The organism is Salimicrobium album (assembly GCF_900107115.1).
Taxonomy (GTDB): domain Bacteria; phylum Bacillota; class Bacilli; order Bacillales; family Halobacillaceae; genus Salimicrobium; species Salimicrobium album.
Genome location: NZ_FNOS01000003.1, coordinates 47,614 through 60,643 on the forward strand (window position 1 = coordinate 47,614; position 13,030 = coordinate 60,643).

The 13,030-nt window shown below is 47.3% G+C and carries 12 protein-coding genes; all 12 read right to left on the reverse strand.

The window, feature by feature from the left end:
* Nucleotides 1-43: 43 nt before the first annotated feature.
* The 12 genes from BLU03_RS06345 to BLU03_RS06400 all read right to left on the reverse strand — a co-directional run bounded on the left by BLU03_RS06345 (nucleotide 44) and on the right by BLU03_RS06400 (nucleotide 13,022).
* The gene (locus BLU03_RS06345) at nucleotides 44-1,354 is read right to left on the reverse strand and encodes a UDP-glucose dehydrogenase family protein (RefSeq protein ID WP_093106477.1); all 1,311 of its coding nucleotides are present in this window, start codon (nucleotides 1,352-1,354) and stop codon (nucleotides 44-46) included.
* Between the two features lie 16 nt (nucleotides 1,355-1,370).
* A complete protein-coding gene (gene galU / locus BLU03_RS06350; RefSeq protein WP_093106480.1) occupies nucleotides 1,371-2,255 on the reverse strand; it encodes a UTP--glucose-1-phosphate uridylyltransferase GalU in 885 nt (294 codons plus the stop codon).
* Between the two features lie 37 nt (nucleotides 2,256-2,292).
* Complete coding sequence (gene pssE, locus BLU03_RS06355; protein WP_093106483.1) at nucleotides 2,293-2,772, reverse strand: PssE/Cps14G family polysaccharide biosynthesis glycosyltransferase; 480 nt, start codon at nucleotides 2,770-2,772, stop codon at nucleotides 2,293-2,295.
* The gene (gene pssD / locus BLU03_RS06360; RefSeq protein ID WP_093106485.1) at nucleotides 2,769-3,242 is read right to left on the reverse strand and encodes a PssD/Cps14F family polysaccharide biosynthesis glycosyltransferase; all 474 of its coding nucleotides are present in this window, start codon (nucleotides 3,240-3,242) and stop codon (nucleotides 2,769-2,771) included. The genes pssE and pssD overlap by 4 nt, the downstream gene beginning before the upstream one ends.
* On the reverse strand, nucleotides 3,243-4,340 hold the full coding sequence (locus tag BLU03_RS06365; RefSeq protein WP_093106488.1) for a glycosyltransferase: 1,098 nt from the start codon (nucleotides 4,338-4,340) through the stop codon (nucleotides 3,243-3,245).
* Nucleotides 4,341-4,359: 19 nt separating this feature from the next.
* A complete protein-coding gene (locus BLU03_RS06370; RefSeq protein WP_093106490.1) occupies nucleotides 4,360-5,757 on the reverse strand; it encodes an O-antigen ligase family protein in 1,398 nt (465 codons plus the stop codon).
* A gap of 690 nt (nucleotides 5,758-6,447) precedes the next feature.
* A complete protein-coding gene (locus BLU03_RS06375; protein WP_093106493.1) occupies nucleotides 6,448-7,938 on the reverse strand; it encodes a tripartite tricarboxylate transporter permease in 1,491 nt (496 codons plus the stop codon).
* Between the two features lie 16 nt (nucleotides 7,939-7,954).
* On the reverse strand, nucleotides 7,955-8,413 hold the full coding sequence (locus BLU03_RS06380; protein WP_093106495.1) for a tripartite tricarboxylate transporter TctB family protein: 459 nt from the start codon (nucleotides 8,411-8,413) through the stop codon (nucleotides 7,955-7,957).
* 68 nt (nucleotides 8,414-8,481) lie between these two features.
* Complete coding sequence (locus tag BLU03_RS06385) at nucleotides 8,482-9,498, reverse strand: tripartite tricarboxylate transporter substrate binding protein (protein ID WP_093106498.1); 1,017 nt, start codon at nucleotides 9,496-9,498, stop codon at nucleotides 8,482-8,484.
* Nucleotides 9,499-9,645: 147 nt separating this feature from the next.
* Nucleotides 9,646-10,314: a response regulator gene (locus tag BLU03_RS06390; RefSeq protein WP_176765429.1), complete on the reverse strand. Its 669-nt coding sequence runs from the start codon at nucleotides 10,312-10,314 to the stop codon at nucleotides 9,646-9,648.
* Nucleotides 10,311-11,891, reverse strand: coding sequence for an ATP-binding protein (locus BLU03_RS06395; RefSeq protein WP_093106500.1), 1,581 nt, complete (start codon nucleotides 11,889-11,891; stop codon nucleotides 10,311-10,313). The genes BLU03_RS06390 and BLU03_RS06395 overlap by 4 nt, the downstream gene beginning before the upstream one ends.
* Before the next feature lie 795 nt (nucleotides 11,892-12,686).
* Complete coding sequence (locus tag BLU03_RS06400; RefSeq protein ID WP_008590432.1) at nucleotides 12,687-13,022, reverse strand: helix-turn-helix domain-containing protein; 336 nt, start codon at nucleotides 13,020-13,022, stop codon at nucleotides 12,687-12,689.
* Nucleotides 13,023-13,030 lie beyond the last annotated feature (8 nt).

The window sequence follows — 13,030 nt, forward strand, 5'->3', positions numbered from 1 at the left end:
AAAAAGCCACGGAAAGCGTAAAAATCGCCTCCGTGGCTTAAAATTACTTATTGTAAATAGTAGGACGTCCTATCGAGTGGTATTCAAGTCCCGTGTTTTCAATTTCTTTAAGTCCGTAGCAGTTGCGGCCGTCGAATACGACAGGGTTAGTGAGAGATTTCGCATAGTCCTCCGGAGAATACTCCTTGATTTCTTTCCAGTCCGTCATAATGACGGCGAAATCTTTACCATCGATGGCTTCTTCGACCGAATCCATGTAGTTGGTAGCTCCCGGCAGATATGTTCTCGCGTTCTCGCTCGCAATCGGGTCATAGGCATAGACCTCGGCTCCTGCATCAACGAGTTCCCGCACGACTTTGATCGACGGCGCGTCTCTCATGTCATCCGTGTTCGGTTTGAAGGCAAGGCCTAAAACGGCGATTCTTTTATTCTCAAGATCCGGGAATACTTTCTTGATCTTGTCCACAATGATACGCTGCTGTCCTTCGTTCGTAGCGATAACGCTATCCACGATAGTAAGATCATAATCCACGCTTTTGGCGATGGCACTGAGAGCGCTCGTATCTTTCGGGAAGCAGGAGCCGCCGTAGCCGACTCCCGCGTTCAGGAATTTGTCGCCGATACGCTTGTCCATGCCCATACCCTTCGCGACGCTTTCGACGTTTGCGCCGATCCGTTCACACAGATTACTGAGCTGGTTGATGAAGCTGATCTTTGTCGCAAGGAAGGCGTTCGACGCGTACTTGATCATTTCGGCACTGCGCAGGTCAGTCATGATGATCGGAACGCCGAACGGTTCGAATATGCTCTTCACTTTTTCAACGGCCTGCTCACTCTCGCCCCCGACGACGATACGGTCCCCGTTGAACGTGTCATAAATGGCGGAGCCTTCACGGAGAAATTCCGGATTGGAAATGACGTCGACGCTGTAAGAACCGTTATGATGTTTCTCGATTTCGCTCTTTACGTGTTCGTTCGTACCGACCGGCACCGTACTTTTCGTAACGACGATCATATCGTTCGTCATCGTTTCGGCGATGCTGCGGCAGGCGTTATTCAGGTAAACGAGCTCTGCGGAACCGTCATCGGCCTGCGGTGTGCCGACGGCGATAATGACGACGTCCCGGCCCTGCATAGCGGTCTCGTAACTGTCTGTGAAATCAAGACGGCCTGCATCGATATTCTTTTTCATCATATCCTCAAGACCCGGCTCATAAATAGGCGACTCTGAACGGTTCAGCCGCTCCACTTTCCTGGAGTCGATATCCAGGCAGGTAATTTCATGGCCGACTTCTGAAAGACATACCCCTGTGACAAGTCCTACATATCCTGTACCAATTACTGAAATTTTCATTGTCTCACCTGTTTCCTCACTTATATTTTTCCAGTTTATCCTCAAGAAGCTGCAGTATATCCTCTTTCAGATCGCTTCGGTTCAGTGCGAAATCTATCTGGGCATCGATGAACCCGAGTTTGTTTCCGATATCGAATCTTTCGCCCACGAAATTATAGGCAAGAACCTTCTGTGTATTCGTCAGCTTTTTGATGGCGTCCGTAAGCTGGATTTCATTGCCTGCTCCCGGTGGAAGTGTTTCAAGAATATCGAACACTTCCGGAGTAAGGATATACCGGCCCATAATCGCAAGGTTCGACGGAGCATCTTCAAGGGCAGGTTTCTCCACGAGGTCCTCGACTTCGACGTAGCCGTCCGACAGTTCTTCGTTATTCTTCGTCTTGATGATTCCGTAGCTTGAGACCTGGCTCTCCGGCACGTCCTGGACGCCGACGACGGATGCTTCTTCCTTCTCGTACACATCCATCAGCTGACGCAGGCACGGGGTACCGTTTGCCTGCACGATATCGTCCCCTAGAAGAACAGCGAACGGTTCGTTGCCGATAAACCGGCTGGCGGTGGCGATGGCGTGACCGAGCCCTTTCTGTTCTTTCTGTCTTATGTAGTGGATGTTCGCAAGGTTGGAGATATCCTCCACTTCCTTGAGCAGTTCATATTTCTCTTTCTCCTCAAGCTTTTCTTCAAGCTCGTATGATTTGTCGAAGTGGTCCTCGATTGCCCGCTTGCCGCGGCCGGAGACGATAATGATGTCCTCGATGCCCGACTCCACTGCTTCTTCGACGATATACTGGATTGTCGGTTTATCTACGATCGGAAGCATTTCTTTCGGCTGGGCTTTTGTTGCAGGTAAAAAACGTGTACCGAGTCCCGCTGCCGGGATAATAGCTTTTTTCACTTTCATTTGACCTCCACCTTTCTATCCATTTCCTTCAATTCTATCATAATTTTTCTATATATGTTTTCAAGAGATTGATCATGCCGGCTTTTCCTGAGACGAAAGCCTCCGGTTCAAAGTCCCCGGACTGGGCGATCACTTCCGCGAGGTCTTTCCCCGGAGCCCAGCTGAGAATGTGCCCCTGCTCCTCGAAGACGTTGACCAGCTCAAGCTGATGGTCGTCGTTATGCTCCCCGAATTCCGCCAAACGGGCTACCGCGATAACCTTCTTTCCCTTTTTGAGGGCGGTCGTCACCGATCCGGTTCCTGCATGAGTAATGATCGGGTCCGCCTGATCGAAGAGCTTGTCCATCTCCTCATAGCTGACGAAAGGAGAAAAAGTCATATATTCGCTGCTGTAGGACGTATGACCGTTCTGTACGATGATCTCCTCGTCAATGACCCCGTCGATCTTCAGCCTTTCCACTTCTTTCAGGAGTCGCGGAAAGGGGAGCTCATGCGTACCGAGAATTACGAAAATCAATAGATCGACCCCCCGTTCACTGCTTTCGGGTAGACTTTCTTCATCGATTCCCACTGCACGACGAAAAGGTCGGCAATCGGATAGACGAGTCTGCCGGACAAGTTTGGTGACGTAGTCTTGGCGAAACTTTCAATGTAAATCACTTTCTTCCGGAAAAGCTTCGCTATGTAGCACATCGGCACCGCCGTGTGAGCTCCGGTCGTAATGACCACGTCCGGCCTTTCCCTCAGGAAAAGGAAAAAAGACTTTATGATGTTGAAGGAAAACTTGAAAATGTACCGCACCGGATAGTTCCTGCCCCCGTAAACGAGGAAGGAGACCGGGTGCTTCTTCTTCATTTGCTTCGTAATCGCCGATTTTTCGGTCACGATGTGGTAGTCATACTGGGAAAATAACGGCTCGAGCTGAAGGAGCTGTGTGAGATGTCCCCCGATTGAAGATATTAGCAGTAACTTTTTATCTTTAGCCATTCATTTCTCCCCCATCTTTTCGTACATCTGTCCCAGCTGACGTACCACTACTTCTAAATCATGTTTCTGTGCCATCGTTTCTCCCTGCTCTGCGTACGTTTTTCTTAATTCCGGGTCGTTGATAAGCTTGTTCATGCTTTCAGCCAGTGCACGCTCGTTCTGCGGTTCCACAAGTTCGCCTCTCCCGTCTGCCAGCACATACTGCAGTCCACCGACGCGGGTACCCAGTACCGGGGTGTGGCAGGCCATCGCTTCGATAGCGACGAGGCCGAGTCCTTCCAAGTGGGACGGCAGGACGAACAGATCGGCGGCCGACATCCACTCGGCCAGTTTATTCTGATTGACGGAAGGGTGGAAATGAATGCTGCTTCTGGACGATTCCGGAATAGCCGCTTTCACTTCGTTGTAAAAATCCGGTTCCTTCACTTCGCCGACGAGGTGAAGGTGAACGTTCCTGTTCTGCTTTTCCACTTCCCGAAAACCATTTACCAGCTCTTCGATGCCCTTCGCTTTAATTATATTGCCTACGTACAGGATATGAAAACTGTTTTCCTCAAGCCCGAGCATTTTTTTGCTCACACTTTTATCCCGCGGGTAGAATTTGTTACGGTCCACTCCCATGCTGAGGACGGATATTTTCTCCGGATCCCCGCCGAAATCGCTGATTATATCCTGACGCAGTCCCTCCCCGGCAGCGATGACCGCATCCGCATCCCTGAGAATCCGTTTCGTTTCTCCGGCAATCAGATTGTTTTTTCTTGCCATCCGGTCGATGTCCCCGCCGTGGGAGGTGACGATCATCCCTGCTCCGGATATTTTTTTGAAAATACGGGCGAGAAGACCGCTCGGGAATACGTAGTGGGCATGGATGACATCGTATTTTTTCCTGTTCTTAAGAAGCAGCCACGCAAACTTGCCGAGCCACTTCATATACTTCTGTATGACAAATTTTTTCCCCATCCGCGGGTCACGGATGCCGAGTACGTCTATTTCAAACCCGCGACTGCGAAGTATTTCCACGTGATTCTTGACGAAGATACCGAATGTTCTGCTTCGTTTTCCCGGATACATGTTGGAAATCACTAAGATTCTCTTCATAAAGAAGCTGCTCCTTTTTTTATCTGAAATGATAGCTTTCACGGCTATTCTGTCTATATAGCTGATACGTTTCGAAGTTTAAATAGACGACTGCAAGGGCCAGGTAGAAACCGGAAGCCGGAGAAGACAATACGTGCCCGGCGGTGAAGGCAGCTCCGAGTCCGAGACCGACAGCCGTTCCTGTAAGCAGGAAGTACGGCGTGAACACTTTCCCTTTCGCTTTGACAATTAATACGACGGTCCTTCCGAGAAGGAACCAGATGGGAGCACTCAATAGAATAAAGCCTATAATTCCGAAGTTGAAGAACCAGTCAAAGAAGTCCATCTCCACAAGTTTCGGGTCTCCTTCGTAGTTCCCGCCGTATCCCATGCCGAGAAGCTTCTGGGTGATGCCCGCTTCTTTATAGTCCACCAGCTGCGCGTCAAAGAAGTCACCGCGACTGCTCAGTAATTGTTCCACTGATTGGGAAGTTTCTCCGGTACTGTTGTCCGCAGTCTCTCCCCCCTCTTCCGCTGAACCTCCGCCCGGGCTGTTTGCCGGGTCGTTGTCCTGCTGCGCTTCCTGCTCTTCTTCAATCTGACTTATCGTCAGATCCAGGTTATTCCCGATAGCCGTATAAGGAATAGCTATAACCGTCAGCAGAAGAAGGACGGGCAATACGACAACATTGTGCCATCCCTTCTTCTTCCACCACTGAATCAGCGCTGCCAGAATACCTACGGCGAGAAGTGCGAGTATGGAACCGAGGGCGACTTTTGTGCCGACGGTCAGAGCCGCATAAATAGTCAGACCCACCAGCGGAAGCTTCCAGAGGGACTCTTTCTCCCCGTCACGGACCATGTAGGCGAGCAGCATGAAACCGAAGCCCATGCCGATAATAATACTGATCTCATTACCGGAGAAGAACCATCCGGAGTGCCCTTCTTTTGCGAGATAACCATAACTCCTTTTTCCGGTGTCCGTTATGGACGCCACGACCATGACGATACTCACGACAGAGATGGCCCAGAATACGAGCTGTCTGATCAGAGCTTTCCACTTGATTCTTGAGTAAAGAGCTTCAATTACAAAGTAATAAATGACGATCATCATTACAACGTATGCTGTTTTTGTTAAATAAGTAATCTCCGCTACTATCGAGAACGGATCTTTGAAAATATAGTTATTAATAAGATTCAAAGCAAAAAATGCGGCGGCTGCTCCAATGTACAGGAGAGCTATTTTCTTTCCTCTGGACGGCGCCGTCAGGAAAACGACGTAAAAAACACCCGCCACCATGGAAAGGACACGTACAGGTTCAGAAATAGGTAAATTCACGAAAGCTGTGAGATCCAGGAAAGGCTGCAGCAGAATGTACAGCAGGAAATATACCTCCAGCCCTTTTTTCAATTTGTTATTATCGCTGATCGCTTGCATTTGATGAATCCTCCTAGGTATCTCTTCATATCTATCACGGCTCCCTAAGATAACCTTTTCGGATATAAAGATATTTTATGTCTGTGATGATGATAACTTTTTTATGTAACAGCGGAAATCGCTGTATGTACGCTGATGGATTTGCAATCTCCGCGCCTCTTTCTTGCGACCACCTCTTTCATCAGTCTTAAAAGTCGCACTGCAACATTATAACATTAATTCGCTTCGATAAAGGGGGGCAATCTCGTTTCTTTTTTGAAAATAGTAAGGAAGTTATACGTTTCTATAATAAAAAGGATATTTCCGTGCTCCCTTCCCTCAAATCCGGCAGCAGAGGATTGTAGTATTTCCGGGGAAATAAAGATGCACACCGTTATTTATCTTCATCTATTCTACCGTACTATGAGAGTATGTACAAAGGTATACCGGAGAAAAGAAGGCGGCCAGGAAATCGTGACGTTCAGATGCTTTTAGGAGGTGCGAAGGGCACGATTATTCAGTAATCGTTACCTTCGGGGACTTTTAACGGGCGTTAAGGGCACGATTATTCAGTAATCGTTACCTTCGGAGGCTTTCAAGAGGTGCGAAGGGCACGATTCGGACGGTTTCCTTACCTTCGGGCGGATGAAGGGCTTCTAAAGGGCACGAAAGAAACGAAAAAGGCCGCCTTCAAAAATGAGGCGGACCTTTTTATGCAGCTGGTCTGTTTTTTCTCGTACGAATCAAAGGAACGATGAATGATAAGGCACTCACTACATAAAGGCTTATCGATACTGGGTCGGATATAAGTGCCATAACATCTCCCCCGGAAGCAGTTAAGGCCTGTCGCATCGACTGTTCCATCATCCCTCCGAGTATAAACGCCAGAATGAACGGAGCGGCCGGGAAGTTCAGAATTCTCATAAAGTAACCGACCACCCCGAAAAAGAGCAGGACGTAAAGATCGAACGTGTTAAAACTGATGGAGTACACTCCTATTAAACTGAAGATGATGACAAGCGAAATGAGCAGCGGTCTGGATATTTTCAGTATTTTAGCAATGTAAGGTATTAATGGCAAGTTTAATATCAGCAGGAAAATATTCCCTATATACATACTTGCGATAATACCCCAGAAAACGTCCGGGCTTTCCTGCACGAGCAGCGGCCCCGGCTGAATACCGAGTACCAGCAGAGCACCGAGCATGACGGCCGTTGTACCGGATCCCGGGATCCCAAGACTCAGGAGTGGTACAAATGCACCGCTGGTCGCAGCGTTGTTCGCCGTTTCAGGAGCGGCCAGCCCCTTGATGGAACCTTTCCCGAATTTTTCAGGATTTTTAGCGATCCGTTTCTCGGAAATATAGCCGATGAAAGAAGCGATGGTTGCACCAGCTCCCGGCAAAACGCCGAGAAGGAAACCGAGGAACGACTGACGTGTCATGGGTCCTCTCATTTCTTTGAAATCTTCTTTAGAAAGACGAAGGCTTCCGATGTCCCCCTGATCACTCAGGGAAGTGTCTTTTCTTTTAATGATCAGAAAACAGACTTCCGCAATAGCAAATAATCCAAGGGCGATTACGAGAAAATCGATCCCTTCCATAAGGTTTGGGTTGTTGAATGTAAAACGGCTCGTTCCCGTCTGACCATCAAGGCCGATAGTAGCAGTCATGAACCCTATCGTTGCAGTGATCAGCGCTTTCGTCGTCGAACCGTCGGACAGACTTGAAATAGCAGTCAGTCCGAGGAACATCAGAGCGAAGTACTGAGCAGGACCGAAAGAGACTGCCACCTGTGAAAGCATCGGGGCAAACAGCATCAATAGTACGACCGATACCGTACCGCCGACGAAGGATGAAATCGCGGCAATCGCTAAAGCTTTACCCGCTTCCCCCCTCTGTGCCATAGGGTACCCGTCAAAGGACGATGCTACCGTTCCGGAGATGCCGGGAGCGTTCAGAAGAATGGAAGACGTCGATCCTCCAAAAACCGCTCCGTAATATACTCCTGCCATCATGATCAGAGCAACCGATGCTTCCATCCCGTAAGTGACAGGGATCATGATAGCTATTGCGCTGATCGGTCCCAGCCCGGGCATCATTCCTATAAGTGTTCCGGCGATGACACCGATCAGTACAAACAGGATGCCCTGCAAACTGAAAGCAACCTGGAATCCCTGTGCTATTCCTTCCATTGCGCCCATACGTGTTTCCTCCTTCCTAGAATGGTAATATACCCTGCGGCAAAATGATGTTCAGCAGGTAAGTGAACGTTACATAGAGTACTCCCGGAACCATGATTGACACCACTGCATTCATAACGTGCCTACTGTAACCGAGAAACAGGGAACATCCGAAAATGAACAGAGCCGAAGTAACGACGAACCCGAGAATTTCAAGAAGAAATATGTAAAGGAAAATGAAGCCCCCTACTCCAAGCATAATCGGAATTTCTTTTTTCGGTACGTCACGCTTCTCTTTATCTTCTTCGGTTTCCGAGGATTTATCGAAAAACAGAATGATGGCGAGCCCGATAAGCAAGTACCCGAGTACTTTAGGCACAGCATCGGCGTCTACAGGAACGTACGGGTATTTCTTCAAATTGTACGCTGCGTACAGATACCCGACCGCAAGCAAAATCAGAAAAATACTGACTTTCTGATTCATTGTCTTTAACATACCCACACCTCCTTGATGGATTCATCTAAGGAAAGGACCTTTTGTTAAAAAGGCCCTTTCTTCAATAGTTATTGTCCCATGTCCAGTTCGTCCAGAAGTGTTCCCAGCTCTTCCGTCTGTTTCTGGAGAAATTCTTTGTACTCTTCACTGTTCATGTACATTTCGTTCCACCCGTAGTTGTCACGAATGTCAGCGAATGCATCAGACTCGCTTACTTTTTTCAATTTTTCTTCGTAAAAAGAAACTTGAGCATCCGTCATATCTCCCGGGCCGAAGAATCCTCTCCAGTTAACGAATGTTGCGTCAATTCCCTGTTCTTTAGCGGTAGGGAATTCAGAAAGCACTTCTCCGTCGAGACGCTCTTCTGCCGTGATACCGAGAACTTTCACTTCTCCTGCTTTCACCTGTTCCACCGTCTCTGCCACACCCGTAGAGTAGACATCAGCGCTGCCATTCATGATCTGAGTCATACCACCTGCGTCCTGAGCAGATACGTATTTAATTTTTTTGATGTCCACGCCTGCTTTTTTCGCTATAGAAACAAATTGCATGTGGTCCATGGATCCGGGAGAAGACGTCCCCACGACCGTTACGCTTGAAGGGTCTTTCTTCATATCCTCGAACAATTCGTTCAGGTCATTCCACTTGGCATCTGCGTCCACTGCGAACGCACCGTAGTCAGCGATCATGTTAGCCAGAGGAGTGAAATCTTCATAGCTGAGCTCCGACTGGCCATTCAACGGGATAAATACGAGAGGCGGTGAGGAAACGAAAATATTGTGAGGGTTGTTCGTGCTGTTTATGTAAGACCACCCTACGGCACCACCTCCACCTTCTTTGTTCACGACGCCCACACTTTTGTCCATAATGTCTTCTTCTTCAAGGATTTTCCCTACACTTCGTGCTGTAGTGTCCCAACCGCCGCCAGCTCCGGCCGGTGCTACAATTTCAACGTTCTTCTCAGGTTTCCAGTCCTCGCTTCCTTCTCCTTCACCGCCCCCTGAACTCTCTTCACTACCGGAACTTCCGCAAGCTGCCAGAACAAAAATAAACATGATAGAGATAAAGACGAATATTTTTTTCATGTTACCACTCCCCTTCTTTTTGTAATAATTCCACTTTATATTATAATTTTCTGAATGTAACCGTTTTCAAATTATCCTTCATTAGAAAAGTTAAATGAATTAAACAAATAAAATTCACGAAAAAGATCAGCCGGTTTATCCAGCTGATCAATAGGGGTAATATTTTCTTTCCGGTCTGCCGACTCTTCCGTATTTCATTTCGGCTGCAGCAGTATCGGTGGAAACCAGATATTCGAGATACCTGCGCGCCGTCGTTTTCGAAGCGCCCATCTTTTCGCTCACCTGTTCCGCCGTCACTCCCTCTTTTTCACTCATTAAAAAACGTTCGACTTTTTTTAAAGTGATCGGGTCAATTCCTTTAGGCACCTCTTCCTCCCTGTGCTCCTCCTGCTGGTTAAGGAGAAAGTCGAGTGTTTCCTGACTGAATTCTTCGGTTTTATTAAGGATATTCGTTCTTTTTTTATATTCTTCGATAGTCTTCTGGAAACGTTCGATCGTTATCGGCTTAATAATATAGTCCACTACCCCATAGTTCAGGGAGTGTTCCACCGTTTCTTTATCCTTCGCAGCCGTAATCATTATGACGTCCGTCTGCGGAGATTTATCACGAATACGGGGGAGCAGATGCGAACCGAGTTCATCCGGCATGTATACGTCAAGAAGGAGGAGGTCCGGCTGTTTTTCTTCTACAAGAGCGATTGTTTCTTCTGCATTCGCAGCTTTCGCAACGACCTCTATATCATCTATCGTATTCAGAAACTGTTCATGTAAATTCGCCACTCTGAAATCGTCTTCGCTGATCATTACTTTCATCATCTATCCCTCTCTTTCGGTAAAAATACGGAGAAAACAGTGCCTCCTCCTGTGTTATCGAGAATTTCAATAGTCCCTCCGAGTTTTTCAATGATCTGCTGCACGTTCCAAAGACCGTATCCCCGCATCACACCATCTTTGGTGGAAGAGCCTTTCTGAAAAATAGATTCATACATATCTTCCGGTATCCCCGGCCCGTTATCTGTCACAGAAAATATGATGTCGTTGCCGATATCCGTGATAAAAATTTCAACCAGCTTTTCTTTCTGATTCTGCACCGCTTCAAAAGCATTATCTACGATATTACCGAGAATCGTTATAAGATCCGCTTTGTTAATGTGCTCAGGCAGATGCTCCAGAGAAGAATCTTCGTCAATTTTGAATCTGACCTTTTTCTCGGATGCCTTACTGATTTTCCCTGTGAGGATGGCCTGCGTCGTTTCATCATGTATACGCTGGAATATGATTTTCTGCTGTGGCTCCGATTCTGTAAACTCCTGTTCTATCATTTCCGTAGCTTCTTTTGTATTACCGAGCTGCATCAGGCCAAGTAAAACATACATTCTGTTCGTGTATTCGTGCGTCTGAGCACGTAGACTTTCCGAATAACGCTTTACTTCGGACAACGTGTTGACCATTTCTCTGACTTCCGTTTTATCCCGGAGACTGGAGACTACTCCTACTGTCTCTCCCTTTTCCCGGATAGGAGTACGGTTTACGATCACCACTTTGTTATTCAGAACTATTTCCTCATCCTGCTCCGCTTTACCGCTTTGTAACGTACGAAGCATCCCCGTATTCGGAAAAATATCAATTATATTTGCACCGGCATCTGCATTTTCCAATCCAAGCAGGTCTATGGCGGACTGATTAATCATCGTCACACGCCCCTGACTGTCGATCGCTATGATCCCTTCTTTTACGGATGATAAAATCGCTTCCCGCGTCTGATAAAAAGAAGTCACTTCATAGGGTTCAAGTCCAAGGGTATCTTTTCGGATGCTGCGGGCCAGGAGTAAGCTTCCGATTACACCCAGCAGAAGAACGCCGGTGGCGATAAGTATGATGGTTTCCATTTCATTCCATACCATCGTACGTATATCTTCAATAAGGAATCCGACCGAAACGAGGCCGATGATCTCCCCGCTGTCGGAAATGATTGGTGCTTTCCCCCTAAGCGATGGTCCAAGCGTTCCTTCCGCTCTCGACGTATAATATTCACCGTCTTTGAGAGCCCGGCTGTTATCTCCGCCTACCATCTTTTTCCCGATCTTCCATTCGTCGGGATGAGCGTAACGAATCCCATCCTTATTCCCCACTACTACGAATTCTGCACCTGTCTCTCCCTGGACGCTTTTCGCTATAGGCTGGATGATTTCCGAAGGATTTTCCGATGCGAAAGCTTCTTTCACTGTCGGCATAAATGAAATGGTAGAAGCCACCTGTAATGCCAACTGCCCTACGTCCTGCTCCACTTCTTCTTTTTCCATAAAAGCGTAAGCACCCGTAAAAGTTACAGTAACCAGGAGAAGTAAAGACAGCACAAGGCCCAGAATCTTCGTTTGCAATTTTACATTCATGCCGGATCCCCCTCACGTGATCTCTCTTCGATATAGTAACATATGCATCTACGGGGACGGGTGATTATTATTAAAGAAGCGCTGGTAAGTCTTAGGGGAAGAAAAGCTGCTTGATAGTTTAATTCGCGAGGCTTTCGTTCCCTTGGGATGGAGTTTTGAGCCGTGAAGGGCACGATTGTTCAGTAATCGTTACTTTCGAAGGCTTTCAACAGGTGTGAAGGGAACGATTCGAGCCTTTTCCTTACCTTCGGCCGGATGAAGGGCTCCTGAAGGGCACGCAAATCCTGAAATCGACCATACAAAAAGTCTGCCTTATACTAAGGCAGACCCTCTTTTACATAATCATTTTTGAAGAAGTTCCATCAACTGTTGGATGACGTCCTGGGAAGTCGCCAATTCGGACGTTTCAGCCTTCTGGATGACGTTTTGCAAAACTTCCTTCAACTGTTCTTGCTGTTGCACAATACTCACCTTTTTCTTCTGATGTTTTTATCTTTATAAATCAGTAATCCGTGAGGACCCTTCTACAAATCTCTCACTGGAGTGCTCCATATCCCGGGGTGTATGAATCAGCCCGGAACTGGTCCGTTCGTTCAATATCATTTCACATTATATCATAAACCACTGCAAAAACCAGATATTTCCTCGTAAAAATTCCTGCCTCTGTCTTCCTATTACTGTTTCCTGGCTGTTTGTACTCTAAACATGTTTCTTTATTAAGAACATTATATTATTAATCACGAATGAAGTCTATAGTTTTTCACAAAAAAATAAGTGCCGCCTTGCCGGGCGCACTTATTCCTTATCGCTTTTATTCAACTTCCATTTATTGAATTCCAGATAGTCTTTGAACTGTTCCTTGGAGAGTCCCGAACTCATGGCGTCTTTCACCAGGTTCACCCATTCGTCATCCAGCGGCTCGTTGACGTCCTGCTGTTCTCCATGCAGAAGATAGTTCATGGAGACATCGAGTTCTTTTGAAATCTTCTCCAGGAATAAAACCGACGGGTTCTTCTGAATGTTGCGTTCAATCGAGCTTAGGTACGATTTGGCAACGTTCGCCCTTTCGGCGAGTTCAGACAGGGAGTACCCCCGGTTTTTCCTTATATGCTGTATACGATCGCCTATCATATCTCTCA

Coding starts and splice junctions, on each gene's coding strand:
- BLU03_RS06345 (WP_093106477.1), bottom strand. CDS start 1,354: ATGAAAATTTCAGTAATTGGTACAGGATATGTAGGACTTGTCACAGGG.
- galU (WP_093106480.1), bottom strand. CDS start 2,255: ATGAAAGTGAAAAAAGCTATTATCCCGGCAGCGGGACTCGGTACACGT.
- pssD (WP_093106485.1), bottom strand. CDS start 3,242: ATGGCTAAAGATAAAAAGTTACTGCTAATATCTTCAATCGGGGGACAT.
- BLU03_RS06365 (WP_093106488.1), bottom strand. CDS start 4,340: ATGAAGAGAATCTTAGTGATTTCCAACATGTATCCGGGAAAACGAAGC.
- BLU03_RS06370 (WP_093106490.1), bottom strand. CDS start 5,757: ATGCAAGCGATCAGCGATAATAACAAATTGAAAAAAGGGCTGGAGGTA.
- BLU03_RS06375 (WP_093106493.1), bottom strand. CDS start 7,938: ATGGGCGCAATGGAAGGAATAGCACAGGGATTCCAGGTTGCTTTCAGT.
- BLU03_RS06380 (WP_093106495.1), bottom strand. CDS start 8,413: ATGTTAAAGACAATGAATCAGAAAGTCAGTATTTTTCTGATTTTGCTT.
- BLU03_RS06385 (WP_093106498.1), bottom strand. CDS start 9,498: ATGAAAAAAATATTCGTCTTTATCTCTATCATGTTTATTTTTGTTCTG.
- BLU03_RS06390 (WP_176765429.1), bottom strand. CDS start 10,314: ATGATGAAAGTAATGATCAGCGAAGACGATTTCAGAGTGGCGAATTTA.
- BLU03_RS06395 (WP_093106500.1), bottom strand. CDS start 11,891: ATGAATGTAAAATTGCAAACGAAGATTCTGGGCCTTGTGCTGTCTTTA.
- BLU03_RS06400 (WP_008590432.1), bottom strand. CDS start 13,022: ATGATAGGCGATCGTATACAGCATATAAGGAAAAACCGGGGGTACTCC.